Raw genomic sequence first — 26757 nt, 5'->3', positions numbered from 1 at the left:
CAGGCTCTTGCTTTTTCGGCTATTGGCTAGCTGGTGGGAATGCCGCGGGCTTTCCAGATCCGGTCGATATCTGGGGCATGCTGGCCGCCGTAAAGCTGGAGATCGGCTTGTTTGATCGCTTTGGCGCCGTCCTTGAAGGTGGCTGTCGGCGTGAGAGAGAAGTGGGATTGGATGATGATTTTGGTGGCGACGTCGCGCCCGAAGGTTTGTGCCATATCGTACAATCCTTGGGACCAAATTTCGCCGTCTGCGTGCACTTCATTTTGAAGGTCGCGCGGATACACTTTGTTTACGTCCAGGCGCCGCAGGCAAGGCGGATTGCTGCTGGAATAAGACGTGGCGTCCCATTCGGCTACGCACGCTTTGCCGAAGCTGGTGGATGAGGTAGCGTCTTCATAAGTCGCGCCGAGAAAATCGCCGAAGCCTTCGCCCATCGAGCCGCCTTCATGGGAATCGCCGAAGCCCGGCACCTGATTATCTTGAATCGCATGGCCGTATTCGTGGGCGATGACGCCGGCGTCTTCCGCATCGTCTACCCCGCCGGTACCGAAGGTTAATTCGCCTGTCGACGGCTGATAGTACGAGTTGTCGTCCGGAGATGCGTTAACGTTTACTTTGATGGCACGGTTGTTGACATTCTTGAAGCCAAGCTGCTGCAAATACCGCTGCAGCGTATCGATGTGGTAATAGGCCATGACATCCTCGAAGCTGTCGTTGGAACGGGTATAGTTGAATTGGTTGGAGGCCGAATACGTCTTGGCGGCGGAAATAATGTAAACGTATTGCCCGCGCAGGTAACCGGAGCCGTCCAAGCCAAGGAGGGTAACGGATTTCAGCTGCTTGGTCAATTCGGGGGAATCCTGGTCGTTGTTATCTTTGAGGTTGCCGACGGAGCCTTGCGATTCAACGGGGTTGGGGAGAAAAACTTTGCCGGTGCCGTTCACGCGCTGGTTCAAATTCCGTTTGCGCAGCAGCTCACCGCTGCCTGCATGGATGTAGGTTTCCCATGCGCCGTACGGGGCCTTGCTGTGGACGACGACACGGTAGGTAGGCGTAGCGACGCCCTTCTGGATCGTATAGCCGAACTCCTCGGAGGATGGCGCCCATTCTCCCTGGGCCTGGTCTTCGACGAACTGGAGCGCTTTGGCCTTCAAATCGCCGGGCGGGAGCAGCTGCGATACCTGCTGAACCGTGGTGAAGGGCTCGTAACCGGAGATGACCAAAGGATTGTGGAAAGAACGGTCCAAGGTGACGGTTACCTGCCGGTTAAACACCGGGGCGTTGTTCACGATTTGCTGATAACGGACATATTGGCCTGCGTCGGTTTGAATCGTGGTGACATACTTTAAGTCGGACAAATCGGCCTTGAGCTGATACTGCTTGGCGTGCTCCTTCAGATACCGGTCTGCAGCAGCTTTGGCATCGGCGGACTGCTTCTGCTCGGCGCTGATCGGGGCTTCCGTTTCCGCCATAGCCGTAGGAACCGCCAGGGTGAGTACGATTGCGGCAGCCACCGTACTCCAAAGCTTGTGACGCTTGAACATAAAAACACCTCCAACAGGATGGAATACGTTACGAAATTCATTGTATTACTTAATTTGTAATATATGACAGTCATAAATAGCTTGGGTTATGTCATGGCTTAGACACAGACGGCAGCGTTTGACCCATTGCATTGGAATAAAAAGGATGATAGAATCAATTTAAACAATGATTAAAACGTTGTTTAAAACAATGATTAACAAAATTCGCCGTTTCTGAATAGGAGGGGCGCCTATGCCGCCGGATCAAATGGAAACCAAAGACAAAATTTTGCAAGCGACCTTGGACATGATCAAGAAGGAAGGCTTTGAGAGCGTCACGATAAGAAAAATCGCTGCCCACTCGGACACCAATCTTGCGCTGATCAATTACTATTTCGGCTCCAAAGAAAAATTAATCAGCGAAGCGATTAAAATTATGCTGCTTGGCTTTCGCGGGACGTTCGATGTGTTGGACGACTCTGCCTTGCCGCCGAAAGAGAGGCTAAAAACCTTTCTGACGCTTTACGTTCAGGTCATTCAGCAGTATCCGGAGCTCGTCTCCCGAATCATCACCACCGGAACCGCCATGTTCGCATCCCAAGTCGAATACGGTGAGTTCCTTCGTGAGATGGGATTTCATAAAATTCAAGCTGTTTTACAGCAGATCACGCAGGAGGACCGTCCGGACCAACTCATGATGATGATCACTCAGCTGTTCGGCGCGATTTTCCTACCTGCCCTAATGAAGCCCATTCTCGAATCGGGGGCTGGAGTGAAAATGCTGCCGATCGGGGAGCAGATCGATTGGTTCTTTGAACGCTATTTTCACGACAAATGAAGAGGATAGGGGAGAGAAGCCATGAATTTCTTAAGAAAGTATTGGCAGGACCTGGGGATGCTCGTAGCTCTGGCCGTGTGCATTTACTTGATCGTGAGCGGCAGCGGGATTCCGAAAATTAACGTGATGCTGTGGCTGAGCTTTGTTGCGATTCTAGTGCATCAATTCGAGGAGTACCGCTGGCCGGGCTATTTCGGTGGCTTGTTCAATGCTCTTATTTTTAAAAGCGGACAGCCTGATCGGTATCCGCTGAATCCGCAATCGGCCATGGTTATTAATTTGGTCATCGCCTACGTCTTTTACCTGCTTCCGCTGCTGTATCCGAATGTCATCTGGCTTGGTCTCGCTCCGATGCTTATGGGCTTTTTCCAGTTGATCTGGCACGGCATTTTCGCCAATCTGAAAAGAAGAACATTCTATAATCCCGGTTTGTTCGCCGTCGTGTTTCTTCATATTCCTGTGGGAGGATGGTATGTCCACTATATCGTGACGCAGGGGCTGGCTACCGCGACGGATTGGATTGCGGGCACCGTTTACTTTGTTATCGCCGTGTATATTTTGATCATCAAGGGGAATATGTGGATGAAGGACCCGAACACCCGTTACCGGTTTTCTCCCCAACAGTTAGGACCGTATAAGCCGAAGGCGATATAATGCGGAGCAAGCCCATGCGACTTTTGCGCACGGGCCTGTTTATTTATTTTGAAAAAACCTTAAAAATTGAACCGAACTTGCCGATATAAGCAGTTAGGTTAGGCGGGTTCGCCTTGCATTCCCCGGACTGGGCCAAGGGATGGTTTTGGCTGGCCGCGTATTCGGCAACTTTTTCTCCCGATGCCGCTCCGACCATTTTTGCAGCGCGGTGCTCACGGCCATGCTGGCTGCAATGGCGAGCAGCTCCGATGCCGTCGCTTTTCGGACGATCGCGTAGATCCCGGTGCCGGAGATAAGCTCAATCATAACGGCCTTCTTGAGATCCGATGCGGATATCGCAAGGAACGGATAGGGGTTGGGCTTGGCTTTTGGGATATGCAATCGAATGTCCTCCTGCTCGTCGGATATAGCCGACCTACGATATAACGTATGGCAGTCGGATTTTGTCCTATTCGGAATGGGCAAAATAAAAAGCCCGTACTAAATCTTCTTGAGATTTAGCACAGGCTCGCTTGATTGAATGAACTTACTTCGTTGAGCTGCCAATGAGACCTATGAACAGAACACCGACTATCAAGTACAAGACAAATCCGATGGCCATCCAAATCAGCGCGGCTTTCGCATAATTCGATTTGCTCGGATTTGCTCCGCCGCCGAAGGCCCATACAAACAGCATAATAAGGTTTACGACCGGAATGATCAAAATCAGCAGCGTAACGAGCCAATCTTTCACCGTCAGGATCGGCGCGGATTGAGGCTGATTCGCGTAGTTCACGTTCGCCCCGGGATTTACATTTGTGTTCACTTGGAGGTTCCCCCTAAATATATTTTCTTGAGCAACATAGAATATGAATTCAAAGGTGTGCGTTAAATATTACAAAAAATCTAATATCCCGCCCAATATATTGCTCATATAGAAAATAATATGTTATATTCCGTATAATTTCAAGATATTTTTTTGTGAAATGTTGTTTAGCGTCATTTTGTGTCGATGTTTAAGTGTTCATTTGAAACAAAAAAGCCAAAAACCGCTGCCTCTTGGCGGCGATTCTTGGCGCTTTTGTCCTTGGTTCGTAAACATTTGTTAACGTTCGGTAAAACCGCGAGCCCCCTGGTCGGGAGCCGTCCGGCTGCCCTTATTTTTTCTCAAGATTCAATTGCCAGGAGACGCCGAACTTATCTTGTACCCAGCCGAATTTTTCGCTGAACGGGTAAGCTCCCAGCGGCATTAAAACGAATCCCCCGTCGGACAGTCTCCCGAACACCCGCTCGATCTCTGCTTCCGTATCGCATGTTACATATAACGACATGGAAGGAGTAAACGTAAAACCGTGCTTCACACTGCTGTCGATGCACATAAACACCTGTCCGTTCAATGAAAATAAAGCTTGCACCACGGTTCCTTCGGTACCGGCTTCGTTCGGTCCGTAATGCCGCATGCTGATGATTTCCGATCGGTCAAATAAAGTGATGTAGAAGTTCATGGCCTCTTCAGCTTTGCCTTCGAACATGAAGAATGTGGTGATTTTTTGCTTCGCGTTTCCCATCTTAACCCAACCCCTTTATTTAATATGTTTGTTCCCATCAGAAGTATTGACGTAAAGCATCCGGATCAATCCTCTAAAATTAAAGGATTCCAAAGAAGCCTCTTGAATATACCTTGACAGGAATATTCCAATTCGGATACATTTAATTCATGAATTCGATCTTGAGTGCTCTTGCGGAGCCCAACCGTCTACATATCGTCGAGCTCCTGCGTGACGGCCCGCTCACCGTAGGAGAAATCGCCGATCGGCTCGGGCTCCATCAGCCGCAAGCCTCCAAGCATCTCCGCGTCCTTAGCGAAGCCGGACTTGTCGAGATGCAGCCGGTCGCTAACCGCCGGATATACAAGCTGCGGCCCCAACCGCTAATGGAGCTGGATGCGTGGCTCTCGTCATTCCGCCGCATTTGGGAGGAAAGGTTCGACCGGTTGGACGAATATTTGCTGGAACTGCAAAAGTTAGAACAGAAGCATGACGACAAACCGTAGCCGCGCTGCGCATGGCAGCGTGCGCTGATGGCAAACCGTAGGAGAGGAGGGTCGTCATTTCGTCGACGGTCATCTGTGGGAAGTGAGGTTCAACATGCGTAATAGGAATAACTGCTAAGAACCTCCCACATTTTTGGGAGGTTTTTTCACAACAATGATGTTGTCATGAGCTCAGTGAGACTTGAGCTTCCGGCTGGGCGGGCGAAGTGACCACGAAGCGATGACCAAGGCGAGAAAAACAAGCACTAGCGCTAGGCCATCACCAGCTAAGTCCGTGCCGCGGTTTCTTCCGGATTGCTATTTCAGGCGGGAGATAGCTGGCACTTGGAGAAGAGTTATAGTAAGATGACCACAAAAAGATGTCCAAAGGAGAAAAGCTATGTGCCGAAATATTAAGACGCTGTTCAACTTCGATCCTCCTGCAACCGAGGATGAGATTCAAGCCGCCTCGCTTCAATTCGTGAGGAAGCTGTCCGGCTTCAACAAGCCTTCGAAGGCGAACGAGGAAGCGTTTCATCTGGCTATCGAGGAGGTCACCGCGGCTGCGCGGAAGCTGCTGGACTCGCTGGTTACCCAGGCCGAGCCCCGCAACCGCGAGGTGGAAATCGAACGCGCCCGCATTCGATCGGCGAAACGGTTCGGTGCTGGGGAGAAGTAAGACCCCGTGGTCGAGCGGGAGAAGCGGGGATAAAATAAAAAGCCTCTCAATCCTTGGCTTGGCGGCAGATTGAGAGGCAATTTTGTTGTTAACGGCAATATTATTTTTTTATAGCATGGATATAATGAATCGTTTCGAATGCAGACAAATAATCCGTCCGATGACGAAAGTAAAGGTCATGGATCGCAGTCGGCGATAAATGTTCATAGATGAGCAAGCCCGATTGTTCCAACAGTTTCTCGATTTCGTCATAAGAGAAGCACGATTTCATGGGTTCTCCGCTTGCCGCGGCCATTTTCACCATATTTTCAACGCGATTCGACATCCCTTTTTCTGTAAACAGGTTTTCATCCGCGTAATCCAAAACGATAGAACTGCCTGCCGGGACTTTGACAAATAAATGATGGATCAAGCTTGAAATCTCTTCTTTCGTTAAATAATAAGAAACACCTAACAGGCTAAAGAACGTTTTGTGGTGTTCAAACCCTTCATCTAATAGATTCTGGTAAGCAAACTGACGGGTGAAGTCCATAGGAACAAAATGAAGATGACGCGGAATGTCAAATTTGGCATGCTCCAACCTTTGCTTTTTCCATTCCTGGGTAGCCGGATGGTCAACTTCAAATATTTCCAAGCTATGTTTCAATTCCGGATGGCGGAAGCAAAACGTATCTAACCCGGCTCCGAGGATAACATACTGCTTTAATCCCAACTTCACTTCATGAAGCAATACTTTTTCGCAATAGGCAGCACGTGCCAGTGGTGTCGGAGAAAGCTGGACTTGTACAATCCATTTTAAGATTTCATCCGGATCATCCTGAAACCTTTGGGCCATATCTTGATTGAAAAACGAAATGCCTCGAATCATATTTTCTCTGATGTCCGAAAGCTCTTTTGGGGAAATGAGATCGATTGCGAGAAAATCATCGAAAATTTTGGGTGTGTCATTTTGGCTGTGATAGGCTCGACCAAAAGCGGATACTAAGGAAGTTAAACTGGACTCATTCGGCTTCATACAATTACCCTCCAGCATAAACAAAAATAAGATTCCCCTAGCCAGGAGAATCTTATTATACACACGATTTAATTATATGTAAATTATAGCACAAATAAACAAATTTGTCAATAGAAAAATATTCTCGACCGGCACATGAAATACTCATTCCGAACCGCTTGGCAATCCGTTCTAACGTCAGCGGTTCTTTTGCATGCAGCCCGATACTGCGCTTGAGCCGGTAGGCGGCATAGGTTCTTCTTGCATTATAAAATATGAAATTTATCATTTTCACATTTCTCTTTTTGTTCTTGTTTTTCGAATTACAATAAATGCAGAGGCGGCAATCCATGCAACGCTGCCATACGATACAAATGGAGGGGAATGGCATGAGTTGGAAATGGGGCAAGCAACTGCTGCTCTTTGGCTACGAGGAAGCGATGTCCTGCGTATTTCCCGCTTGCATTTTTCTCTCGTTGGCCTTGTTGAAAATCGCGCCGCTGCCCGGAATGCCGGCTTACGACTGGATGCTTGTTATCTGTATCGCCGTGCAAATCATCATGGTGCGGGCAGGGCTGGAAACGATCGACGAGATGAAGGTCATCTGCGTGTTCCATCTCATCGGTTTGGCGCTTGAATTGTACAAAGTACATATGGGTTCTTGGGATTATCCGCAGCCGGGCTGGACCAAAATCGGCGGCGTTCCGCTCTATAGCGGCTTCATGTACGCAAGTGTGGCCAGTTATATATGTCAAGCTTGGCGCAGACTTCATATCCGCCTGGACCGGTGGCCTTCTTCCATCTGGACGGTAACGCTAGGGGCGGCGATCTACTTGAATTTTATGACCCACCACTTCATTCCCGATTTGCGCTGGCTGCTTGCGGCTCTGTTATTTGTGGTGTTTTTCCGCACGACGCTGTATTTCAAGGTGGGAGATAGCGTGTATCGGATGCCGCTCACGCTTGGTTTTACGCTTGTCGGCTTCTTTATCTGGATCGCCGAAAATATCGGAACTTGGCTGGGGGCATGGCGTTACCCCCATCAACAAAACGGCTGGAGCATGGTGTCGTGGAGCAAATTCAGCTCCTGGTTTCTGCTGGTCATCGTCAGCTTTATTATTGTTGCCCAATTGAAGCATGTAAAGGAGCTTCGCCCAAAAAAGAATGCTGCCGATACGAGTATGAAGCACAAAGGGTAGAGGAGGGTCAGCCAGCTTGCAGCACCAGCCGCTCGGAAAGCGGGTCCCAAGTCATGTTCAGCCCGCTGAGCTCGTTGAATGCGTCCAGGGATAAATACAGCGTACCTTTCTCGACATGAACGGTATAGGCCGCCGCCCGGCCGTTCAGCGTCACGCTGCCGTCTTTCAGGTTCGCAAGGATCGTTGTGCCGCCCTTGGCAATCCGCACGGTGCCGGAAGTCTCGTCCCAGTCCGCCGATGCGCCCAGCTTCGCGGCGAGCGCCTTGGCCGGATAGACGACCGATCGGTCAGGCATCGTCTTGAATTTGGGATACCAATACTTGGCCTGCAGCCCGGCGGTTACGGCATCGAGATCGGTGCCGATCGTTGTCGCGCCCGCTTTGGCGATGTCCGTATTGTCGATTTTTCCTTTCACCAGCTCGGCAATCGGCCCGTAGGCCCAGACGCCCACGTCCACCCCGGAATGCCCGTGGCCGGACCATCCGACCAGCAGCCGCTTGGAGATGACGGCGTTATAAGCGCCTTCCCGCTCGTAGTTCGTACCGTCTCCTTTCAGAATGAAACGGGCCTCCTCGTCGCTCAAATCCGTAATCGTCGTGTTCGTTTGAACGAACTTCCGGATTTCCTCCGGCGTTCGGGCTTGCTCAAGCGCTGCATTCAGCGCTTGGGAAGATTGCTTTTGCCGGTTCCAGAGGTCGATATTTAACTCGTACCTATTATCGCGGCCCAGAGACAGACCGCCCGTCTCATGGTCTGCGGTTACGACAACGGAGGTGCTGCCGTCTTTCTTGGCGAAATCCATCGCCGTCTTCACGGCCGCGTCGAAGTCCAGCACTTCCTTGACCATGGTCGGCAAATCGTTGGCATGCGCGGCGTGGTCGATCCGGCCGCCTTCGATCATGATTACGAAGCCTTCGGGCTTCGCCGAAAGCAGCTCGATGGCTTTCCCCGCCAGAGCGGCCAGACTTGGGGAAGAGCTATCGCGGTCGATGGCGTAGTCGAAGTGCGAGCGGCTGAACAGGCCGAGCACTTTATCGTGCTTTGCCGTCAGCGTTTGAAGTCCGGCCCGATCTTTAACGACGGAGTAGCCTTTGGCCTCGAAATCGGGAAGAATCTTTCCCGTAAAATAAGCCGCGCCCCCGCCGAGCAAAACATCGACGCCGCTTTCCAGCAGTTGCGAAGCGATAGCCGCTTCGTTCTTGCGGTTCCGTACGTGGGAGGCGAACGCGGCCGGCGTTGCGTGCGTGATTCTTGCCGTCGTGACGATTCCGGTCGCTTTTCCTTTTGCTTCCGCGGCCTCAATAACGGAGGCGTATGGCATGGCCACCTCTTCATTGGAGACGCTGACCGCGGAATTGTATGTTTTGCGGCCGGTAGCCAAGGCAGTTCCTGCCGCTGAGGAATCGGTGATCATGCCGGATACGATGCTGCCGTCCACTCCCATACGTTCCGAAAACGTACTGGTTTGGCCGACGTAGTAATCGTCCAGATGCAAGCTTTCCGTTCCCGAAACGGTTTTGGAGTAAAGCCGCGCGGCCGTGACCTGAGCAGGGCCCATCCCGTCTCCGATCAGCACGATCAGGTTTTTGGACAGCGGCTTTGCCGCCTTATTCTCAATATGCAGTGAAGCCTGGATCGGGCTGCACAATATAAAGGATGCAATAAAAAGACTTGCGGCTTTCTTCATCATCATCTGTTCCTCCCACCGGTATTGCCATATCCCAACAAATAATAGTATGAGGTTAATTATGTTATTTATAAAAAATAATGATGAAAAAAGATGAAAGCCGATCTGCAGGCTCACGATCAAAGTCAAAAGGGGATGCGCGCGCTTAGCAGCGGTTTCCAATGTCTTGGAAAGGATTGACTATGAGAATGATTATCATTTACAATGATCTTTAGTTTGAGCATGGACCCTTGGGGCAGCTGCAATGGAATGACCAAATTGTACGATGGAATCAAGCTGCGCTTCATGGCGGTAAAGGCATGTGTCTGGATATTCGGCCGGCTGGTGGCGATGTTAGAGAGGAGTGATCCATTTCAAGCGCAGTTCGCTGCAAAACCGATTCGATCTGGGCAACGCTGGATGCGGTGAAGAAGGACCGCGTATATATTTGGAAGCGGGACAAATCGTGAGACGTTGACCCGATTGCGACGTTGTCCCAAACGGAGAAGCTGGCCGCCTGGATGAGCGGGGAGGGCGGAAAGGCCCGGTAACCCTGCGGATTCTCCGATAAGCATGTGATGAAAGGAGTTGGGGCTCGCGATGATCCGCCGTTTTTTTTCTTATTACCGGCCTTATAAAGGCTTGTTTCTGCTCGATTTCGGCTGCGCGGTTTTCGCCGGTCTGATGGAGCTTGCTTTTCCGCTTGTCGTCAACCGGTTTGTCGACGATTTGTTGCCCCGGGGGGAATGGGAGCTGATCGTATGGGCATCGGTCGGTCTGCTGGCCCTTTATATGCTGAATACCTTTTTGCTTTATATCGTGAATTATTGGGGACATATGCTCGGCATTAATATCGAAACGGATATGCGCAAGAAGTTGTTCGACCATCTTCAGAAATTATCGTTCCGTTTTTTTGACAATACGAAAACCGGACATCTCATGTCCAGACTCACCAACGATATGATGCAGATCGGCGAGATGGCCCATCACGGTCCGGAGGATCTGTTCATTGCGGTGATGACCCTCGCCGGGTCGTTCACGTTGATGCTATTCATCAACTGGAAGCTAGCGATCCTTACGTTTATCGTCGTTCCCGCAATCATCTGGCTCGTCGTTTATTTCAACGGCAAGATGACGAAAGCGGTGGACCAATTATTCACTGACATCGGCGATTTCAATGCGCGGGTGGAAGACAATGTGGGCGGCATCCGTGTCGTCCAAGCGTTTTCGAACGAAGAGCATGAAAAGGCGCAGTTCGCTGTAAACAACAGCCGTTTCCGCTTGAGCAAATTGATCTCTTATAAGCTGATCGCCAAGAACGGTTCCATCAGCTACATGATGATGCGTTTCGTTACGCTGTTCGTCATGGTCTGCGGCACCTGGTTCGTTATCCGCGGCGAGCTGACCTACGGCCAATTTATCGGCTTCCTGCTGCTGGCGAACGTGTTTTTCCGGCCGATCGAGAAGATTAATGCCATTATCGAGAGTTATCCGCAAGGATTTGCCGGGTTCAAACGCTATGTCGAGCTGTTGGAGACCGAACCGGACGTCGCCGATGCCCCGAATGCGGTGGAGATCGGCGAGCTGCAGCGGGAAATCCGCTTTGACAACGTTTCCTTCGGTTACGATAGTGGCTCACGTGTATTGAATAACATCGATCTGACCATCCGCAAGGGGGAGACGATCGCCTTCGTCGGTCCGTCCGGCGCGGGAAAAACAACCTTGTGCAGCCTGCTGCCGCGCTTCTATGAGGCGGAAACAGGCACCATCTCCATCGACGGCACCGATATCCGGAAAATGAAGCTGAGCTCTCTCCGAAAACAGATCGGCATCGTGCAGCAGGATGTGTTCCTGTTCTCGGGGACGATTCGCGAGAACATCTTGTACGGCAAGCTGGGAGCGTCCGAGGAAGAAATCTGGGAGGCGGCCCGGCGCGCGCGGCTCGAAGAGTTCATACGGTCGCAGCCCGAAGGGCTGAACACGGTCATCGGAGAACGGGGCGTCAAGCTGTCGGGAGGACAGAAGCAGCGGCTCTCGATCGCCCGGATGTTTCTGAAGAACCCGCCGATTCTTATTTTGGACGAAGCGACGTCGGCGCTGGATACGGAGACGGAGGCTGTGATCCAGCAATCGCTAGCCGAGCTGTCGAAAGGGCGTACGACGCTCGTGATTGCGCACCGTCTGGCTACGATCAAAAATGCCGACCGCATCGTCGTCGTTACGGAAAACGGCATTACCGAGCAAGGGAAGCATCAGGAGCTGGTGGCTGCCGGCGGCATGTACAGCCGATTGCACCGGGCGCAGTTCGGCACCTGATGAACCGGCGTCTCGCGGACCGGAGACCGCGAATTGTCCGGGAGACGCTTTTTCACGCAAACACTGCCTTTCGGCGGTGTTTTTTCTTTTGGACTTCTAGTATTACTCCTCCATCGATTGAAAATAAATGAAGCATAACGAAAAGCTGGAGGTTTCGTATGATCGAAGGGACCAAACCGCCAATCGATAACCCTCAACTTGACAAAAGCGACGCCCGATCTTTCGTCGATCTGCTGATTCATACGGTTGGAAATCCGCCGGACCTCTTTCATCAATCGTTTACCTTCGGCCCCAACCTGGAAGGCACCTATAAGTCTTCTGGAAGGAAAGTGCCTGCTCGTCATTCCGGAATCGGAGCATGTGCTCGTGCTCGATACGGCGAAATTTTACCAGCGTGCTGTGATCGAGCCCAAGACGGAAACGATGGTGCAGGGACCGCACGAAGCGTTTATCGAGGACATTGCCACGAATGGCGGCTTGATCCGCAAAAGAATCCGTACGGCCGCTCTGCGTTTCAGCCTTTGCAGTTTCCTCGCGACGCCCGGCGCCGACCTTGCCATGATGCTGCGCAGCCATAAATCGCTAAAGGAAATCGGACTGTTCGTCACCTTGTCCTGCTTTGGCTGTATCGTATGGATAAGCATTTTTGTCCATCACAAAATCAATCCGCTCCGGTGGCTTGGCTGGCTGCTCGACCGGGCAGGCCTATAAGCGCCCCGACAGGCCAAGCCGCCGTCCTCTTAAATTAATAACCCGCCCCGCTCCTTATGGCGAGCGATGACAATCTCGCTGTGAACCGAAGTGATCCCCCGAATCGACTGAAGCTTCTTCATGTACTGCTCGGCATGCTCCGGATCGTCCAGCAGAGCGTGGACATGCAAATGAGGCGAGCCGCTCATCTGGTACACGTTCGTGATTTCCTCGTCTGCCTTCAATTCACCGATCACCTGCTGCATGCTTTCCCACGTGACTTCGATGTCAAAATACATCGACAGCATTTTGCCCGCTTTGAGCGGATTCACGGTAATTGTGAACCGGTCGATAATGCCGTTGCTGACCAATTGATTGATCCGGTCGCGGACGGCCGCGCGGGTCAGGTTGACAAGGCGGCCCAATTCTGCGTTGCTCAGCCGCCCGTTTTCGGATAAATGCTTCAGAATCTGCGTGTCGATCTCGTCCAAATGTTTAAATTGCATTCGCTTCAACCTTTCGCGGAAACTTTATGCTCATTATATCATATACAATGTAAAGTTAACATGTACATATATTGATCGAAAGTAAATTATGTAGTATACATATGTATGCGGGTAACACGAAGGGAGTGGGAGATTTTGACTATCATGGCAGCGGAAATTTTATTGATTTCCATCTTGGCGGGCATTGTCGGTTCCGTCCTCGGGCTTGGAGGAGGCATCGTCGTGACGCCGGCGCTGACGCTTCTGTTCGGCGTAGACATCCGGCTTGCCATCGGTGCAAGCATCATATCCGTTATCGCGACTTCGAGCGGAGCGGCGATTGCTTACATCAAAGACCGGATCACCAATGTCAGAGTCGGCATGTTTTTGGAGATCGCGACGACGATCGGGGCGATTACGGGAGCTTTCCTGGGCGGCCTGATGTCACCTGCGATCCTGTATGTCATTTTCGGGCTGCTGCTGCTGTATTCCGCATTGGCGATGCTGAAGAAAGGGAAGAGCGAGCTGCCCCAAGACGTCCCGCTGCATCCGGTAGCCCGGAAGCTCAAATTGCAAGGCACGTACTATGACAAGGCGTTGAACGAAAACGTCTCCTATCACGTCGACAATGTGTACGGCGGCTTCGGAGTCATGTACGGCGCCGGCGTCGTATCCGGCTTGCTTGGGATCGGCAGCGGCAGCTTCAAGGTGATGGCGATGGACGTGTTTATGAAGCTTCCGCTCAAGGTATCCAGCGCGACGAGCAATTTTATGATGGGCGTGACCGGGGCGGCCAGCGCGGGCGTGTATTTGTTCAGGGGGGACATCGATCCGGGGATAGCCGCTCCCGTCGCTTTGGGCGTATTGATCGGAGCGACGGCCGGGGCCAGAATCATGCAGCGGATGAAAAGCACGACGATTCGCAAATGGTTCATTCCCGTGCTGACGTACGTTGCCGTACAAATGATCCTGCAAGGAACGGGGGTTATCGTATGAGCCAAGGGGATGGGCGTAAAGAGAGCGGCCGTTCGATCGCTGTCGTTGAGCTTAGGATCAGCCAATATTTGCGGGCGGGAGTGCTTCTCAGCGCGGCCGTCATTTTATTGGGGCTGGCACTCTTCCTGATTCTGGGAGACAGCGGATATCCGGGGCGGACATTTCCGGCCCGTCTGCCGGAAATCGGGCAAGGCCTGCTGCAGCTTAAACCATACGCCGTGATTTTGACGGGGCTACTAATGTTAATCCTGACGCCGGTATTTCGCGTAGGGGTTTCGATCCTCGTCTTCTTGAAGGAAAAAGATTATTTATACGCGGGCATCAGCCTGCTTGTTTTTCTCATTCTGATCGTCAGTTTTTTACTCGGCAAGGCTTAAGCGCGTGACGGCTTCGATTCTCCCCGGGCTATTCTGAAGGCTTGGGAATGCACCTTGCTACTTTTTGCCATGGTGATCGTCTTTATAGTGCAGGGTTTTATGGCGGAATGATTGTGCAAATCCCAAGAATCGAAGGTCGAGGTATCCGTATGATATTTTTAGATAAGCTGAAAAAAATAGACCGCGGCATCGTTGTGCTTATGCTGTGCTTGATGGCCGCCGGCACAGTGGCGGTTTACCGGGCCACCGCGGGGACTAAACTGGATGGACTGCAAATCAGCAGCATGATGTATTTCGGCGTCTTTTGCATTCCGATGCTGTTAGTCACGGTACTCAATTACCGATTGCTCACAGGCAAGCTGGCATATTATTTGTACGCCTTCGGCATCGGAATGCTGGCCTACGTCCATTGGAAGGGGCAGGTCGTGAACGGCGCGGCCCGGTGGTTAAGCATCGGCTCCGTGGAAATTCAACCCTCCGAACCGGTGAAACTGTTCACGATTCTGCTTGCTGCGCATTTGCTACAAAAGCGGGAGGGAGAGAAGCTGCGTTTTGTTCAGGATCTTCTTCCCGTCTGTGCCGTTTTTGCCTTGCCTATCCTATTTATTTTGAAGCAGCCCGATTTGGGGACGGCTCTCGTATTTGTCGGGATCTTCTTCGGGATGCTGTGGACGGGCAACATCCGATTGTCGTATATGCTGACCGCCGTTGGCGCTGCCGGGATTGCGGTAGGGTCAGTGCTGTGGCTGTATTATGCCGACCATGAACTGCTGTCGAAGATCATCAAGCCGCATCAGATGGCGAGAATCCAGACGTTCCTGGACCCAGCAAGCGATCCCCAGAAGTCGTGGCATTACGAACAAGCGCGGATCGCCATCGGTTCGGGCCAACTGCATGGAAATAACGGTCTGTACCAGCAGCAAGGGTTTGTCCCTTATGCCTACTCGGATTCGATCTTTGCGGTTGTCGGCGAAAAGTACGGATTTTTGGGCGCGACGATTTTGCTCATGCTGTATTTTTTGCTGGTATACCGGATGGTCGGCATTATTTTGGAGACGAAGGAATTAGCAGGCTCCTACCTCGTAGCGGGGATGACGGCTATGCTCGTCTTTCAGATTTATGTGAATATCGGAATGCATATCGGATTGGTGCCGTTGACCGGGATCTCTCTGCCGTTCATCAGCTACGGAGGAAGCTCGCTGCTCACCAATATGGTTGCGCTCGGCCTTGTCTTAAGCGTTAAAATTCATCAGGGCTCGTTCGAATGAGCGTTTCTTCACCCGATCTGCACTGGATCTGCATTTTATCTTCACTTTTTCCTATTATTCTTTCTTGAAGCGGGGTCTGGAGGGGAATAGAATGATAGGGACAACGACGGCAATGGGAGAGCAATCGATGCACAGAACGATATTAATTGTAGAAGACGAACCTATTTTACGCGAAATTATGAAGGACTATTTCATCAACGAAGGATATGAAGTGCTGGAAGCGGGGGACGGGAAAGAGGCGCTGTCGCTCTTTCAGGAACGCGAAGTGCATTTGATTATTTTGGATATCATGCTGCCGGAGCTGGACGGCTGGTCCGTGTGCCTGCGCATCCGCAAGAGTTCGAACGTTCCTATTCTTATGCTGACGGTCCGGGTGGACGAGGATGATACGCTGCTCGGATTTGAACTCGGCGCGGATGACTATGTGGCTAAACCGTACAGCCCTCCCATTTTATTGGCAAGAGCGAAGCGGCTGCTGGACAGCAGGGGAGTTCGCGAGCTTGCGGGCGATAGGTTGGAAAGCAGCGGCATTGTGGTGCGTATTCCCTCCCGCACCGTGACGGTAGACGGGACGAACTGCAATTTGACGCATACCGAATTCGAAATATTAACGTACTTAATGAAAAATAAAGGGATCGTCATCACAAGAGAACAGCTCGTTACCAAAATATGGGGATACGACTTCGTAGGCGACGAACGCACCGTGAATAGCCATATCCGCAATCTGCGCCACAAATTAGGGGACAAGTCCAAATGCATCGGCACGGTTGTCCGTTCGGGCTATAAATTCGAGGATCACGCATGAAGAGAGGCATCGTATCTAAGCTGTTTTTGCTGACAACTGCTTTATGCGTGCTTATTCTGACGATCATTTTTGGCGGACAAGCCGTATTTTTTAAGCAATTTTATGTACATCAAAAAGAAGGGAAGGTCAAGACGGCCCTTCAAGCTTATAAACAAGACTACCTGAAAAATGCCGGAGACGCACAGGCCATGGCCAGGCTTGAGCAAGATTTTTATCAAAAGCATAGCACCTGGATCACGGCATTGGACGCCATGGGCAATTTGAAATATACGGACGATTTTTACATGGAGTTCCGCTTGGAGCGCTCTACTGACACCCACGCCCTTTCCAATAATACGATGGCCATCCCGCTGTACAGTGTCATGAATGTGGAGGATTTCAGTAAAGGCAATCCGTTCCTTGAACCATTTATTAAAGAGGGGCAGCGGATTGCTATGGAAGGCATCATGGTGAAAAATCGGTTGTTTCCGCAGCGGATGGGATCGAATGCATCCAATCTGAGAGAGGAAAACCGTCTGGAAAATCAGCAACTGGTGAAGAAGGAGTATGAAGTCGTCCCCCGGTTCGAGAATCCGGTCCAATATCACGAAAAATATCCATCCCATCTTGTAACCGGAACGATTACGAAAGTCCGGACACCGGAAGGGGCGGGCGTTTCGCGCTATACGAACCATTTGTTTCTGGAACGGGTCAAAGCTTTTCAGGCGGATCTTCTGTACGGAGACTATGACGGTGATTCGAATGCGAGCCGGATCATGAATTATGAAGAAAACCATGTGAATTACAAAATATTCGTGGACCGTATCGAAGATCCGGCAGGGAATCCCATGTACATTTTCGCGATGACGTCACTGCAGCCTGTAGATGAGGCCGCGGGGGTGATGCAAGATTACTATGTGTATATCATTATCGCTACACTGCTCCTCGTGCTGCTGGCATCGTTCTATTATTCCCGCGGGATTGCCCGTCCTTTACTGCGCATCAACCATACGACAAGAAAGATTGCGGACCTGGACTTTTCTGAAAAAATTCCGATTACAACCAAGGATGAGATCGGGGACCTGTCGCGCAATATTAACGAGCTTTCCGACCGGCTGCATTCCTACATCGAACAGCTGCAGCAGGATATCGAGAAAGAAAAGCAGCTGGAGCATACGAGGAAAGAATTTATTTCCGGTGTATCGCATGAATTGAAGACGCCGCTGAGCGTGATCCAAAGCTGTTTGTCGATTCTGAGGGACGGGGTGGCAAGCCACAAGAGAGACCACTATTTCGCCGCCATGGAGAACGAAGTGAAGAAGATGGACCTGCTGATCGTCGATATGCTCGATCTGGCGAAATACGAGTCGGGGACGTATAGGATGAAGATGGATTCGTTCGCGATCGATGCTGTCATCGGGCAGGTATGCGAGAAGTTAGCCATCGAAATCGAGCAAAAGCAATTGCAGCTGCACCTCCAGCTGTCCCCGGCTGTCGTGGTTGCCAATCAGCATCGGATCGAACAGGTGGTCGTCAATTTCTTAACCAACGCCATTCGGTATACGCCGGAACGAGAATCCATTTACGTTTCGACCGTCGAGGAGCGCGATACGGTGATGATCCGTATTGAAAATAAAGGGGCTTCCATCCCGGACGAGCATCTGGAAAAAATCTGGGATCGGTTTTACCGCGGCGAGCCTTCCCGTCATCGTTCCACGGGAGGAACCGGGTTGGGGCTTGCGATCTGCAAAAAAATATTGGAGCTGCACGGGGTAGCTTATGGAGTGACCAATACGGCGGACGGCGTGCTGTTCTTTTTCCGTCTGAATAAGAAAGTGTAGAACTTCGGTTCTGCACTTTTTTTGTGTGCTTGCAGCGCTTGCTATTCTTTAACTCATCTGAATGCGATCTGCACTTCATCTTACTCTATTAATCTATCAACAGAGAAAGGAGATGGATGGAGTGGGAAGCAGGAAAAGAGCAAGAAGATGGGGCGTCATACTGGCTGCCGCAGGGCTGCTGTTCATCGGGTTGTCGGAGTTGCCGGTCTTTCCTGAAAAGGAGGTCCCGAAATCCGACGGAGTGCCTGTAGCTGCGAGAGCGTCAGCAGCGGCTGCCGATGACTCGCAGAAAGGGAAAGTCGTCTACTTAACGTTTGATGACGGCCCGAGCGAGTGGACGGGGGAATTTCTGGACGTCCTGAAGCGGAATAACATCAAGGCGACCTTCTACATGCAGGGGAGCAATTTAAAACGCGCCAATTTGCAGGATCAAGTGAGACGTGCCGTACGGGAAGGGCACTACGTCGGCGGCCACAGCATGACGCATCAATATAAGAAGCTGTACGAAGAGAAGCAATTCGTGCCGGAGATGAAGCAAACGTTGTCGCTCATCCACCAGATCACGGGCGAGAATCCGCATTTGGTGCGCCCGCCGTACGGTTCGGCGCCGGGATTAAACGATAAGCGCCTCCGCGATCAAATTGTGCAAGCGGGAGTCAAGGTGTGGGACTGGACCATTGATTCGAACGATTGGAAGCTCAAAGACCGCCCGAGCGAGATCGTCGACAACATCAAGAAGCAGACGAAGGCGGATCTGGAAGTCGTGCTCATGCACGAAAAACCGCAAACGCTGCAAGTGCTGCAGGAAATCATCGATTTTTATAAGCAAAAGGGCTACAAGTTCGCCGTCTATGACGAAACGAAGCATTTTCACCTGAATTTCATGAAGGATCATCGCTTGTAAATCACAAAGGAGTGGGAATTGAAATGGGAAACAAAATGACGGCCATCGTACTGGCAGGAGCTATCGCATTAACGTTGGCGGCCTGCGGAAATCAAGAACGGGAGCAAGGCCTGGCCGCTGCGACCCGAGAGAAGGAAGCGGCTGCTGCGACCGCCGAGGCTTCTTCGTATAAATCGATGTATAGCTCAAGCGTCTTTCTCGGGGATTCAATTACGGAAGGGCTATCGTTCCATGGAGTGCTGGATGATAAAAACGTGATGGGCAAAGCGGGGGCGACCGCGATGTTCGCCTTGGAGGATGTAGACGACTTGGCCGGACGAAACCCGAAGCATGTTTTCATCCAATTAGGATCGGACGACCTCTTGTGGCCTACGGACAATCCCAAGCAATTTTCGCTGACAAACTACGCGCAGCTGATCGGTAAAATCAAGGAAAAGCTGCCGAAAGCCAAAATTACGATCATGTCGGTCACTCCGGTGACGGCGGAAGCGGAGAAGAGCGAGTCCCGTTATCAAAACATTGCGGATTATAATCAAGGCCTGAAGGAGCTTGCTGCCAAGGAAAAGGTGGATTATACCGATGTATCCCCGATTTTTACGGCTCATCCGGACCTTCACGATACGGACGGCATCCATATGAAGGCCGAATATTATGCGCAGCTGCTGAAGCTTTTGCAGGATCAAGTGAAATAGGAGCTTTCGGCAAGGAGTGAACGGGCATTGGTATTCAGCAGTCTGATCTTTCTGTTCTTGTTTCTGCCTTTGACGCTTTTCGTTTATTATGTGTCGCCTGCCGGGCTTCGGAATGCCGTTCTGCTCTTCGTCAGTCTGGTGTTTTATGCCTGGGGAGAGCCCGTATATATCGTTATCATGGTCTTTTCTACGCTATTCGACTATGTGAACGGGCTGCTGATCGATAAGTACAGAAGCCGCAAAGGCGTCGCCCGAACGATATTCGTCGGCTCCATCGCCGTCAATTTGGGAATTCTCGGCTTCTTCAAATATTACGGCTTCCTCGTGGACAATCTCAATCAGCTGTTCGGCTTGTCGATTCAGGCGGCCGCGCTCCCGCTTCCGGTCGGCATCTCGTTCTATACGTTTCAGACCATGTCTTATGTGGTGGACGTGTACCGGGACAAAATCCCGGTGCAGCGCAATCTGCTGTCGTTCGGCACCTATATTACGATGTTTCCGCAGCTTGTTGCGGGTCCGATGGTCAAGTACGGCGATATTGCGCATCAGCTTGCGGACCGGAGCGTGACGCTGGACCGGTTCGGCGAAGGAGCGGCGCTGTTCGTCCGGGGACTTGCCAAAAAAGTGCTTCTGGCCAACAACATCGGGCTGCTGTGGGCAAGTGTGAAAGCGACGCCCGCGGATGAGCTGACCGCGGCTTCCGCCTGGCTGGGCATCATCGCTTTTACGTTTCAAATTTATTTCGATTTCAGTGGTTATTCGGATATGGCGCGCGGCCTTGGCAAAATGTTCGGATTTGATTTTATGGAAAACTTCAACTATCCGTATATGTCCAGAAGCGTCACGGAGTTTTGGCGCAGGTGGCACATTTCGTTAGGCTCCTGGTTTCGGGAGTATGTATATATTCCGCTTGGTGGCAATCGGGCGGGCATGCTGAACCAATTCCGGAATTTGCTGGTTGTATGGTTTTTAACCGGATTATGGCACGGGGCGAGCTGGAATTTCGTCGTCTGGGGCTTATATTTCGGGTTCTTCGTCACGGTCGAAAAGCTGTTTCTGTTAAGATGGCTGCAAAGTAAGCCCCGCATGGTCGGGCATGCGTATACACTGGTGATCGTAACGATCGGCTGGGTATTTTTCGAATTCGAGAAGCTGTCGTCAGCCACCGCATATATCGGAACGATGTTTGGCTTCGGGGCGCACGGCTTCGCGGACAAACGCACATGGTACGATTTGTCGGCGAATTTTCTCCTGTTGATCGTATTGGCTTTATGCTCGACCCCGTTTCCGAGTAAAGCTCTAGCTTGGCTTACTGCAAGGTTCCAAAGGACTGGCGTTATCGCCGTCCCTGCGGTGTATTTCGTCTTGCTGTTTCTGTCAACGGCATATTTGGTCAATGCCACCTACAATCCTTTCCTCTATTTTAGATTTTGAAGACGGTGATCTTATTCATGCACAAGTACGGTAAACGATCGCAATCGCTTATTGCTATGCTGCTCTTGCTTTTTCTCGGAGGCGTGCTGATTGTAAATTTGTTCAAGCCGAGCACATCGTTTTCGGAAGCGGAAAACCGAAGCCTGGAGCAGATTCCGCAGCTTTCGTTGCACAGCCTCGTTTCGGGGAAATTTACTTCCGGCTTTGAGAAATATATCTCCGATCAATTTATGGCCAGAGATTTCTGGATCGGTATCAAATCCGATACGGATCGGGCGATGGGGAAGAAGGAGAGCAACGGGGTTTACCTCGGGAAAGACGGCTACTTGATTCAAAAGTTCACCCCGTCTGCGGACGGCGATTTGGAAGTGAAAGTCAATGCGATCCATTCCCTCGCGAAGGCTGCGCCCGGACTGCGCATGTTCGTCATGCTCGTACCTACCGCCGTCAGCGTGCTTGCGGACAAGCTTCCGGACTACGCTCCGGCCGGCGAGGAGCTGGCGTATCTCGATCAGATGAGGCGGTCGCTCAACAGGGATATCCGTTTCGTCGACGTATATCCCGCGCTTCGTGCGCAGCGGGAACAGTCCGTTTACTATAAAACCGATCACCATTGGACGACAAGAGGCGCATTCTACGCCTATCAGGAGCTAAGCAAGCGGATGGGGCTGACCCCGAGGAAGGAAGAGGATTTTACGATCCGCACAGTGACGGACGAGTTCTATGGATCGCTGTATTCGAAGAGCGGCTTCCGGCATGTCGAGCCCGACAGCATTGAGCTTTATATGCCGAAGGCGGGAGGGAACTGTACCGTAGCCTACGTCGAAGAGGGGCGAACCTCGGATTCCATGTATGCGATGGACAATCTTGGCAAGAAGGACAAGTACACGGTATTTTTCGACGGCAATCATTCGTTAATCCGGATAACGACAGGCCTTCGCGACAGAGCGAAATTGCTGGTAGTCAAGGATTCGTATGCCAACAGCCTCATTCCTTTTCTGACGCCGCATTTCAGCGAAATTTATGTCGTTGATCCGAGATATTACGAGGAGGACTTGAAGACGCTCATTCAAGAGCGTAGCATCCGCGACGTGCTGCTGTTGTATAACGCCAATACGTTTTTTGAAGATCCGTCGTTGAACAGGTTGGGTGAGCCGGCGGAATGAGCCGAAGAGGAGAGGAAAGTACGATGTCGATGATAAGTTTGTTTGCAATTGTAAATAGGAAGCGTTTGATCCTGCTGCTGGCGATTACGGCAGTTTTCACCGCCGTGATGACAGGATGCTCCGGCAAACCGGAGGGGGAGCGCAGCGAGGTGACGATCGGCGAACTGGCACAGCGCCTGAAGCAAGCGGTGAAGTTGGAGGAGCTGAAGCGGCGGGACAAGGAAACGCTCCAGCGGTTGTATCGTCTCGGCGACGACGAAGTCGAGGACTTCGTTCTGTATACGGCCGCATCGAATGTGAAAGCAGATGAAGTAGCTGTCATTCAAGCGAAGGATGCGGCCCAAGCGGAACGCGTCAAGCAAAACGTATCGAAAAGAATCGATGCGCAGACGGCGAAATTTAAAGATTACCGCCCGGAGGAGTACGGTTTAATCCAAAAGCATGTCTTGAAGCGAGTAGGCCGCTTTGTTCTATTCGCAGTCTCGAAGGACGCCGACCGTATAGAGCAAGTCTTCGACGAGGCTCTTCGGCGGAATTGACCGCGCTGCTGCTTGTTGCGAGATGGATTTTGAATAAGGCTTATGCGCCTTTTCATTCGTCCACACGGGGCACGGCGACTTTTAATATGTTATGAAGGATGGTGCTTATCCGCATGCATATTAAACCACTGGAGGAGAGTAACGGTGAAGGAACCTTCGGTTGTCTTTCATGAAGAGCCGCTTGTCGCAAGCTATGAGCAAGCCGTATCCGGGCCGGAATGCAGGCAGTTGATCGAATTGGCAAGACATCAGCTGGAGCCTGCCAAGGTGATCGGGGAAAAGGAAGTCGTCGCCTCCGAATTCCGAAAATCGGAATTTGCCTGGTTTCACCATGATTCGCATCCGCTCGTACGGGAAGTGTCCGAACGGCTCGCAGCTCTAGTGGGCCGGCCGCTTCATTACGCGGAAAGTTTGCAAATTGCGAGATACGGGGTCGGCGGCAAGTTCGGAGCGCATTTCGATACGTACGATCTGCATACGGTGGACGGTAAAAGGTTCTACGATCAAGGGGGCCAGCGTCTTTACACGGCTCTCCTGTATTTAAATACCGTCGATGCGGGCGGGGAAACCTATTTTCCGGAGTTGAATCTGGACATTGCCCCTTCCGAAGGCACTTTGATCGTATTCGAAACGTGCAAGCGAGGCACCAACGAACGGCACTCGCTCTCTTTACACGGCTCCCGCGAGCTAAGAGAAGGGGAGAAATGGATCGCGACCTTATGGTTTCGGGAGCGGCCGCAGTACGAGTCTCGTCGGGCGGCTTCCGATCCGCAAGAGACCGCTCCGTCCGTCCCGGCGATGCTGCCTCCTGCGAAGGCGGATCAACAAGCTGAAGTCATGAAGCTGCAAGAGGACGTGACCGCCCGGAGACAAGAGCAGCTTCGTTCGGGCGAGCCGCCCAAGCTGCAAGCCAAAGTCGTAGCGAAAGGGGCCTCCGGGAAACGGGAAATCCATATGCGCGACTTCCAGATTACCACGGATATTATAGCCGTAGCCGGGGAGCGGTACAGCATGGGGCCCGGTCCGGCGGAGATGATGCTCGGTGCGCTGGGCAGCGGGCTCGTCCAAGTCGCTTTGTCGCTTGCCGCTGCAAGAGGAATTACGCTGCATTATGTGGACGTTGAAGTCACAGGCGAGCTGAGCGCGATTGACATTTGGACTCCCGCGGCCCCTCGGAACATCACTTACAAGCTTAACATCCGGTCGCCACACTCGACGGACGAGATTTTGAGGCTTCATAAAGCAATTGAGAGGTCTTGTCCCAGCCTGCATCTGTTGACCGATCCTCAGCCGGTTAGCGGGAGCTTCGCTCATATCAAAACAAACGATTAATAGCGCAAAACTATCATGAAGGCTCATGATAGTTTTTTATTTGAAAACAAACTTGACACCCGCGGAAAGCGCGGTCAATGATAGATAGTGAGGGGAAATATTCCAACTCCGAGGACTGCAAATATCCCCGATCTGAACGATAGGAGCGCATCCCAAGCTTTATCACTCCAAGACGGTACAACGGCAAAATAATACGTTTGTAGTGGAAGGGCCTGTTTCGGCGGAGCGGCGGATGCAATGCGTCGATATGGTCTGGTACGCAACCGACGACCCGGAGATCTGCTCCCATCCGGCCAACTGTCTGTTGGTCCGCGTCGGCAAGCATGTGCCGTCGTCGTCCATAGAGCAATTCGACCGCATCCGGTTCCGACAGCCGTTTTATATTGATGTTACAGCAGCAAAATTTTTCGAAAATGAGGTGCAAGGATGGCAAGCTTGACTTATTATCCAGGCGACGAATTGGAAAAATGGGACTTGGGCGATTCCGAAGCCCGTGCAGCGGTGTGGAATGGCCGGAAGGCGCTCTATATGGAAAAAATGAACTCTGCTGTCTTTCTCCGTGACGAAATACCTTTTCGCTCCTTTCGTCTTCGGGCGGAGGTAGCGATACCCGAACCCATAGGGTTTGTAGGTTTCGCGTTCGGAACCAAGGATACGGCCAATTACGAGTTGATCTATCTTGCTCCGGAGGAAATTCAATACGATCCGGTGATGAACGGGTCGATGACATGGCAGATTTACAACGGCCCTTCGTATCAAAAGCCGTTGCCGAATACGACGGGGGGATGGAAAACGTTCACCGTCGAGGTTCATCCGGACGGAGCGGCCGCTTATTTGGGAGACGACCCGGAGCCTCAACTCGTGATCTCGAACCTTCAGCACGGAGGCGCTGTTGGCAAGATTGGCCTGTGGAGCTTCTTGCCCTGCTACGTTTCCAAGCTGACCGTAGAGCAACTGGCGCCTGCAACCATAGGAAGCAAAGCAGCGAACGCCCGGCAATCGGCCGAAGAGGATTTCGTTACGGAATGGCACGTTTCGCAGCCATATGTACAAGACGAACGACCGGAGGAGCCGCACAGGACGAAAGCGGTGGTGGAAGAAAACGGCGTCCTCAATTTGAACAGACTGCATAAAGCGGAACAGGGTCTTTGTGTCGAAGCCTGTGCCGAGATTTCTGTTGCGGAGGATACGGAGTCGCTGTTAACCGTCGGTTTCTCCGACCACATTCGCCTGTGGGTTAATGAAAAAGAGGTATACCAAGGAAGCTGGAAGTGGAATCCGCCGGCCAGCGACGGACGAATCCGGCCCGATCATGCCCATATCCCGGTGCAATGGAAGGCCGGGTCCAATACGATTCGCGCGGAAGTGGCGCACACCGAGTTTTTTGGTTGGGGGCTGGCGGTCAGAACAGGTCTGCCCGGAAGCCTAAAGTAAGACCTCAGTCTCTGAATTCTCAGCCGCAAAAGGCGCCAATGATGTCGCGTTCGCGACTTCTTGGCGCCTTTCTTTATTTAATCGTCACCCTGACGGTCAAGGGTGCGGGTTATTGCCAGTTTTTCACTTTGAATGTTTCGAATTTGGACGGAGTGGCAACGTTTACGACAACTTTTCCGCCGCCGCCGTTGACGGCACTGATATATTTGCCGTTGCTTGAAGCTTTGGCCTGAATCGCTTTTTCTTGAGGCGTGTTAACCACGTAGGTGATGGTTACTTTTTCAGTCGTGCCGATCGAAGCGGCATTCGCGACTACGGTGCCGTCGGCCTTGAAGGAAGCAAACTTGCCGTTGTTATGAGATTTTAATGCGAAATACTGCGCGTCCACCGGGACCAGATCAAATTTGGCCGCTTGATCCGCCGAGCTGGCGTCTGCCGTTACGCTGCCGTCTCCATTAACTTTAATCCACGATCCATTAGCCGACTGAAAGCTGATGACAGACGCCGCAGCGGCTTGGTCGGCGGACGGAGCCGCGCTTGCTGCGAGCGAGAAGGAAAACGCCATAACGATAGCGAACAGGAAAAGCGGAACTTTTTTCAATAACATTTTCATATGGTAACTCTCCTTTTGATTCTTTTTTTCGTTTTATTGATTTCTTCGCGCTTAATTCCGTGCTCTTGGAGTTAAGGGTAAAAACCCGTCGTCCTCAGACGATCCTTGCGCGGAACAATCCATGCCACCTCATTCACCTCCTTTTGATGTAAATTATTACAATATATGTTATTAAATCCATTGGTTAGAACTACTAAAAAAATGTCTTTATTTTCTGGATGCGTGGACGACAAAGAACTGCGTGGTTTTCACCGTTTTGCAGAAAATAAAAAAAGACTGCCGACCCAGCACGGCTCAAAGCCGATTAGCGGCAATCTTTTTA

General features: G+C 51.6%; 27 protein-coding genes and 1 pseudogene. 20 read left to right on the top strand and 8 right to left on the bottom strand.

The features are described from left to right. Nucleotides 1–26 precede the first annotated feature (26 nt). Complete coding sequence (locus ET33_RS01815; RefSeq protein WP_036675640.1) at nucleotides 27–1544, bottom strand: M36 family metallopeptidase; 1518 nt, start codon at nucleotides 1542–1544, stop codon at nucleotides 27–29. 232 nt (nucleotides 1545–1776) lie between these two features. Between ET33_RS01815 and ET33_RS01810 the strand changes: the two genes are divergently transcribed. Continuing rightward, nucleotides 1777–2361, top strand: a complete 585-nt coding sequence (locus ET33_RS01810) for a TetR/AcrR family transcriptional regulator (protein WP_036675638.1) — start codon at nucleotides 1777–1779, stop codon at nucleotides 2359–2361. A 21-nt stretch (nucleotides 2362–2382) separates the two neighbouring features. Continuing rightward, the gene (locus tag ET33_RS01805; protein WP_036675635.1) at nucleotides 2383–3015 is read left to right on the top strand and encodes an HXXEE domain-containing protein; all 633 of its coding nucleotides are present in this window, start codon (nucleotides 2383–2385) and stop codon (nucleotides 3013–3015) included. Between the two features lie 93 nt (nucleotides 3016–3108). Here ET33_RS01805 and ET33_RS01800 read toward each other — a convergent pair whose 3' ends face one another. The 3 genes from ET33_RS01800 to ET33_RS01790 all read right to left on the bottom strand — a co-directional run bounded on the left by ET33_RS01800 (nucleotide 3109) and on the right by ET33_RS01790 (nucleotide 4562). Next, on the bottom strand, nucleotides 3109–3396 hold the full coding sequence (locus tag ET33_RS01800) for a hypothetical protein (protein WP_036675632.1): 288 nt from the start codon (nucleotides 3394–3396) through the stop codon (nucleotides 3109–3111). 145 nt (nucleotides 3397–3541) lie between these two features. Continuing rightward, the gene (locus ET33_RS01795) at nucleotides 3542–3820 is read right to left on the bottom strand and encodes a hypothetical protein (protein WP_152570576.1); all 279 of its coding nucleotides are present in this window, start codon (nucleotides 3818–3820) and stop codon (nucleotides 3542–3544) included. Nucleotides 3821–4151: 331 nt separating this feature from the next. Further along, nucleotides 4152–4562 (bottom strand): VOC family protein, encoded by a 411-nt coding sequence (locus ET33_RS01790; protein WP_036675629.1) that lies wholly within the window; start codon nucleotides 4560–4562, stop codon nucleotides 4152–4154. A gap of 149 nt (nucleotides 4563–4711) precedes the next feature. Here ET33_RS01790 and ET33_RS01785 point away from each other — a divergent pair, with 149 nt between their 5' ends. Together ET33_RS01785 and ET33_RS01780 are read left to right on the top strand one after the other, a co-directional pair. Then, on the top strand, nucleotides 4712–5047 hold the full coding sequence (locus tag ET33_RS01785; protein ID WP_036675627.1) for an ArsR/SmtB family transcription factor: 336 nt from the start codon (nucleotides 4712–4714) through the stop codon (nucleotides 5045–5047). Nucleotides 5048–5426: 379 nt separating this feature from the next. After that, nucleotides 5427–5705, top strand: coding sequence for a DUF2277 domain-containing protein (locus ET33_RS01780; protein WP_036675623.1), 279 nt, complete (start codon nucleotides 5427–5429; stop codon nucleotides 5703–5705). A 100-nt stretch (nucleotides 5706–5805) separates the two neighbouring features. On the opposite strand, the gene ET33_RS01775 is transcribed toward ET33_RS01780, so the two are convergent. Then, the gene (locus ET33_RS01775) at nucleotides 5806–6720 is read right to left on the bottom strand and encodes a class I SAM-dependent methyltransferase (protein WP_036675619.1); all 915 of its coding nucleotides are present in this window, start codon (nucleotides 6718–6720) and stop codon (nucleotides 5806–5808) included. Nucleotides 6721–7088: 368 nt separating this feature from the next. On the opposite strand from ET33_RS01775, the gene ET33_RS01770 reads away from it, so the two are divergent. Further along, complete coding sequence (locus tag ET33_RS01770; protein WP_036675615.1) at nucleotides 7089–7898, top strand: DUF817 domain-containing protein; 810 nt, start codon at nucleotides 7089–7091, stop codon at nucleotides 7896–7898. 7 nt (nucleotides 7899–7905) lie between these two features. Here ET33_RS01770 and ET33_RS01765 read toward each other — a convergent pair whose 3' ends face one another. Beyond that, nucleotides 7906–9591 (bottom strand): alkaline phosphatase, encoded by a 1686-nt coding sequence (locus ET33_RS01765; protein WP_051775038.1) that lies wholly within the window; start codon nucleotides 9589–9591, stop codon nucleotides 7906–7908. 573 nt (nucleotides 9592–10164) lie between these two features. Here ET33_RS01765 and ET33_RS01755 point away from each other — a divergent pair. After that, nucleotides 10165–11880, top strand: coding sequence for an ABC transporter ATP-binding protein (locus ET33_RS01755; protein ID WP_036675603.1), 1716 nt, complete (start codon nucleotides 10165–10167; stop codon nucleotides 11878–11880). A gap of 366 nt (nucleotides 11881–12246) precedes the next feature. Beyond that, nucleotides 12247–12591 (top strand): spore germination protein, encoded by a 345-nt coding sequence (locus tag ET33_RS39590; protein ID WP_235206615.1) that lies wholly within the window; start codon nucleotides 12247–12249, stop codon nucleotides 12589–12591. A 29-nt stretch (nucleotides 12592–12620) separates the two neighbouring features. Here ET33_RS39590 and ET33_RS01745 read toward each other — a convergent pair whose 3' ends face one another. After that, complete coding sequence (locus ET33_RS01745; RefSeq protein WP_036675600.1) at nucleotides 12621–13076, bottom strand: Lrp/AsnC family transcriptional regulator; 456 nt, start codon at nucleotides 13074–13076, stop codon at nucleotides 12621–12623. A 144-nt stretch (nucleotides 13077–13220) separates the two neighbouring features. On the opposite strand from ET33_RS01745, the gene ET33_RS01740 reads away from it, so the two are divergent. From ET33_RS01740 to ET33_RS01680, 13 genes and pseudogenes are all read left to right on the top strand, one after another. Continuing rightward, nucleotides 13221–14051 (top strand): sulfite exporter TauE/SafE family protein, encoded by an 831-nt coding sequence (locus ET33_RS01740; protein ID WP_235206624.1) that lies wholly within the window; start codon nucleotides 13221–13223, stop codon nucleotides 14049–14051. Next, the gene (locus ET33_RS01735; protein WP_051775036.1) at nucleotides 14048–14428 is read left to right on the top strand and encodes a DUF1634 domain-containing protein; all 381 of its coding nucleotides are present in this window, start codon (nucleotides 14048–14050) and stop codon (nucleotides 14426–14428) included. Before ET33_RS01740 ends, ET33_RS01735 begins: the two co-directional genes overlap by 4 nt. A 149-nt stretch (nucleotides 14429–14577) precedes the next feature. Further along, nucleotides 14578–15696 carry an FtsW/RodA/SpoVE family cell cycle protein gene (locus tag ET33_RS01730; protein ID WP_036675593.1) on the top strand — a complete coding sequence of 373 codons (1119 nt, stop codon included), beginning with the start codon at nucleotides 14578–14580 and terminating at the stop codon, nucleotides 15694–15696. A gap of 127 nt (nucleotides 15697–15823) precedes the next feature. Next, nucleotides 15824–16501 carry a response regulator transcription factor gene (locus ET33_RS01725; RefSeq protein ID WP_036675966.1) on the top strand — a complete coding sequence of 226 codons (678 nt, stop codon included), beginning with the start codon at nucleotides 15824–15826 and terminating at the stop codon, nucleotides 16499–16501. Beyond that, a complete protein-coding gene (locus tag ET33_RS01720) occupies nucleotides 16498–18321 on the top strand; it encodes a sensor histidine kinase (protein WP_036675588.1) in 1824 nt (607 codons plus the stop codon). Before ET33_RS01725 ends, ET33_RS01720 begins: the two co-directional genes overlap by 4 nt. A 121-nt stretch (nucleotides 18322–18442) precedes the next feature. Beyond that, nucleotides 18443–19225: a polysaccharide deacetylase family protein gene (locus tag ET33_RS01715; RefSeq protein WP_036675584.1), complete on the top strand. Its 783-nt coding sequence runs from the start codon at nucleotides 18443–18445 to the stop codon at nucleotides 19223–19225. A 23-nt stretch (nucleotides 19226–19248) separates the two neighbouring features. Then, nucleotides 19249–19917 carry a GDSL-type esterase/lipase family protein gene (locus tag ET33_RS01710; protein WP_081890160.1) on the top strand — a complete coding sequence of 223 codons (669 nt, stop codon included), beginning with the start codon at nucleotides 19249–19251 and terminating at the stop codon, nucleotides 19915–19917. 27 nt (nucleotides 19918–19944) lie between these two features. Next, nucleotides 19945–21351 carry an MBOAT family O-acyltransferase gene (locus tag ET33_RS01705; protein ID WP_036675580.1) on the top strand — a complete coding sequence of 469 codons (1407 nt, stop codon included), beginning with the start codon at nucleotides 19945–19947 and terminating at the stop codon, nucleotides 21349–21351. Between the two features lie 17 nt (nucleotides 21352–21368). Then, nucleotides 21369–22517: a DHHW family protein gene (locus ET33_RS01700; protein WP_036675576.1), complete on the top strand. Its 1149-nt coding sequence runs from the start codon at nucleotides 21369–21371 to the stop codon at nucleotides 22515–22517. Nucleotides 22518–22540: 23 nt separating this feature from the next. Next, nucleotides 22541–23056, top strand: coding sequence for a DUF4358 domain-containing protein (locus ET33_RS01695; protein WP_309599535.1), 516 nt, complete (start codon nucleotides 22541–22543; stop codon nucleotides 23054–23056). A gap of 144 nt (nucleotides 23057–23200) precedes the next feature. After that, nucleotides 23201–24388: a 2OG-Fe(II) oxygenase gene (locus ET33_RS36955; RefSeq protein ID WP_063761609.1), complete on the top strand. Its 1188-nt coding sequence runs from the start codon at nucleotides 23201–23203 to the stop codon at nucleotides 24386–24388. Between the two features lie 223 nt (nucleotides 24389–24611). Beyond that, nucleotides 24612–24827: pseudogene (locus ET33_RS39585) on the top strand (hypothetical protein); the annotation flags it as partial. Further along, complete coding sequence (locus tag ET33_RS01680) at nucleotides 24815–25822, top strand: hypothetical protein (protein WP_036675568.1); 1008 nt, start codon at nucleotides 24815–24817, stop codon at nucleotides 25820–25822. The pseudogene ET33_RS39585 and the gene ET33_RS01680, both read left to right, overlap by 13 nt. Nucleotides 25823–25931: 109 nt before the next feature. Here ET33_RS01680 and ET33_RS01675 read toward each other — a convergent pair whose 3' ends face one another. Continuing rightward, nucleotides 25932–26435, bottom strand: coding sequence for a fascin domain-containing protein (locus ET33_RS01675; protein WP_036675565.1), 504 nt, complete (start codon nucleotides 26433–26435; stop codon nucleotides 25932–25934). Nucleotides 26436–26757 lie beyond the last annotated feature (322 nt).

The sequence above is a fragment of the Paenibacillus tyrphae genome (assembly GCF_000722545.1).
Classification (GTDB): domain Bacteria; phylum Bacillota; class Bacilli; order Paenibacillales; family NBRC-103111; genus Paenibacillus_G; species Paenibacillus_G tyrfis.
This window is presented reverse-complemented; position numbering and strand designations above follow the sequence as displayed.

Excerpts from the sequence above, each read along its gene's own strand:
- ET33_RS01815 (WP_036675640.1), bottom strand. The coding sequence starts at position 1,544 with ATGTTCAAGCGTCACAAGCTTTGGAGTACGGTGGCTGCCGCAATCGTA.
- ET33_RS01810 (WP_036675638.1), top strand. The coding sequence starts at position 1,777 with ATGCCGCCGGATCAAATGGAAACCAAAGACAAAATTTTGCAAGCGACC.
- ET33_RS01805 (WP_036675635.1), top strand. The coding sequence starts at position 2,383 with ATGAATTTCTTAAGAAAGTATTGGCAGGACCTGGGGATGCTCGTAGCT.
- ET33_RS01790 (WP_036675629.1), bottom strand. The coding sequence starts at position 4,562 with ATGGGAAACGCGAAGCAAAAAATCACCACATTCTTCATGTTCGAAGGC.
- ET33_RS01785 (WP_036675627.1), top strand. The coding sequence starts at position 4,712 with ATGAATTCGATCTTGAGTGCTCTTGCGGAGCCCAACCGTCTACATATC.
- ET33_RS01780 (WP_036675623.1), top strand. The coding sequence starts at position 5,427 with ATGTGCCGAAATATTAAGACGCTGTTCAACTTCGATCCTCCTGCAACC.
- ET33_RS01775 (WP_036675619.1), bottom strand. The coding sequence starts at position 6,720 with ATGAAGCCGAATGAGTCCAGTTTAACTTCCTTAGTATCCGCTTTTGGT.
- ET33_RS01770 (WP_036675615.1), top strand. The coding sequence starts at position 7,089 with ATGAGTTGGAAATGGGGCAAGCAACTGCTGCTCTTTGGCTACGAGGAA.
- ET33_RS01765 (WP_051775038.1), bottom strand. The coding sequence starts at position 9,591 with ATGATGATGAAGAAAGCCGCAAGTCTTTTTATTGCATCCTTTATATTG.
- ET33_RS01755 (WP_036675603.1), top strand. The coding sequence starts at position 10,165 with ATGATCCGCCGTTTTTTTTCTTATTACCGGCCTTATAAAGGCTTGTTT.
- ET33_RS01745 (WP_036675600.1), bottom strand. The coding sequence starts at position 13,076 with ATGCAATTTAAACATTTGGACGAGATCGACACGCAGATTCTGAAGCAT.
- ET33_RS01740 (WP_235206624.1), top strand. The coding sequence starts at position 13,221 with ATGGCAGCGGAAATTTTATTGATTTCCATCTTGGCGGGCATTGTCGGT.
- ET33_RS01735 (WP_051775036.1), top strand. The coding sequence starts at position 14,048 with ATGAGCCAAGGGGATGGGCGTAAAGAGAGCGGCCGTTCGATCGCTGTC.
- ET33_RS01730 (WP_036675593.1), top strand. The coding sequence starts at position 14,578 with ATGATATTTTTAGATAAGCTGAAAAAAATAGACCGCGGCATCGTTGTG.
- ET33_RS01725 (WP_036675966.1), top strand. The coding sequence starts at position 15,824 with ATGCACAGAACGATATTAATTGTAGAAGACGAACCTATTTTACGCGAA.
- ET33_RS01720 (WP_036675588.1), top strand. The coding sequence starts at position 16,498 with ATGAAGAGAGGCATCGTATCTAAGCTGTTTTTGCTGACAACTGCTTTA.
- ET33_RS01710 (WP_081890160.1), top strand. The coding sequence starts at position 19,249 with ATGGGAAACAAAATGACGGCCATCGTACTGGCAGGAGCTATCGCATTA.
- ET33_RS01700 (WP_036675576.1), top strand. The coding sequence starts at position 21,369 with ATGCACAAGTACGGTAAACGATCGCAATCGCTTATTGCTATGCTGCTC.
- ET33_RS01695 (WP_309599535.1), top strand. The coding sequence starts at position 22,541 with ATGTCGATGATAAGTTTGTTTGCAATTGTAAATAGGAAGCGTTTGATC.
- ET33_RS01680 (WP_036675568.1), top strand. The coding sequence starts at position 24,815 with ATGGCAAGCTTGACTTATTATCCAGGCGACGAATTGGAAAAATGGGAC.
- ET33_RS01675 (WP_036675565.1), bottom strand. The coding sequence starts at position 26,435 with ATGAAAATGTTATTGAAAAAAGTTCCGCTTTTCCTGTTCGCTATCGTT.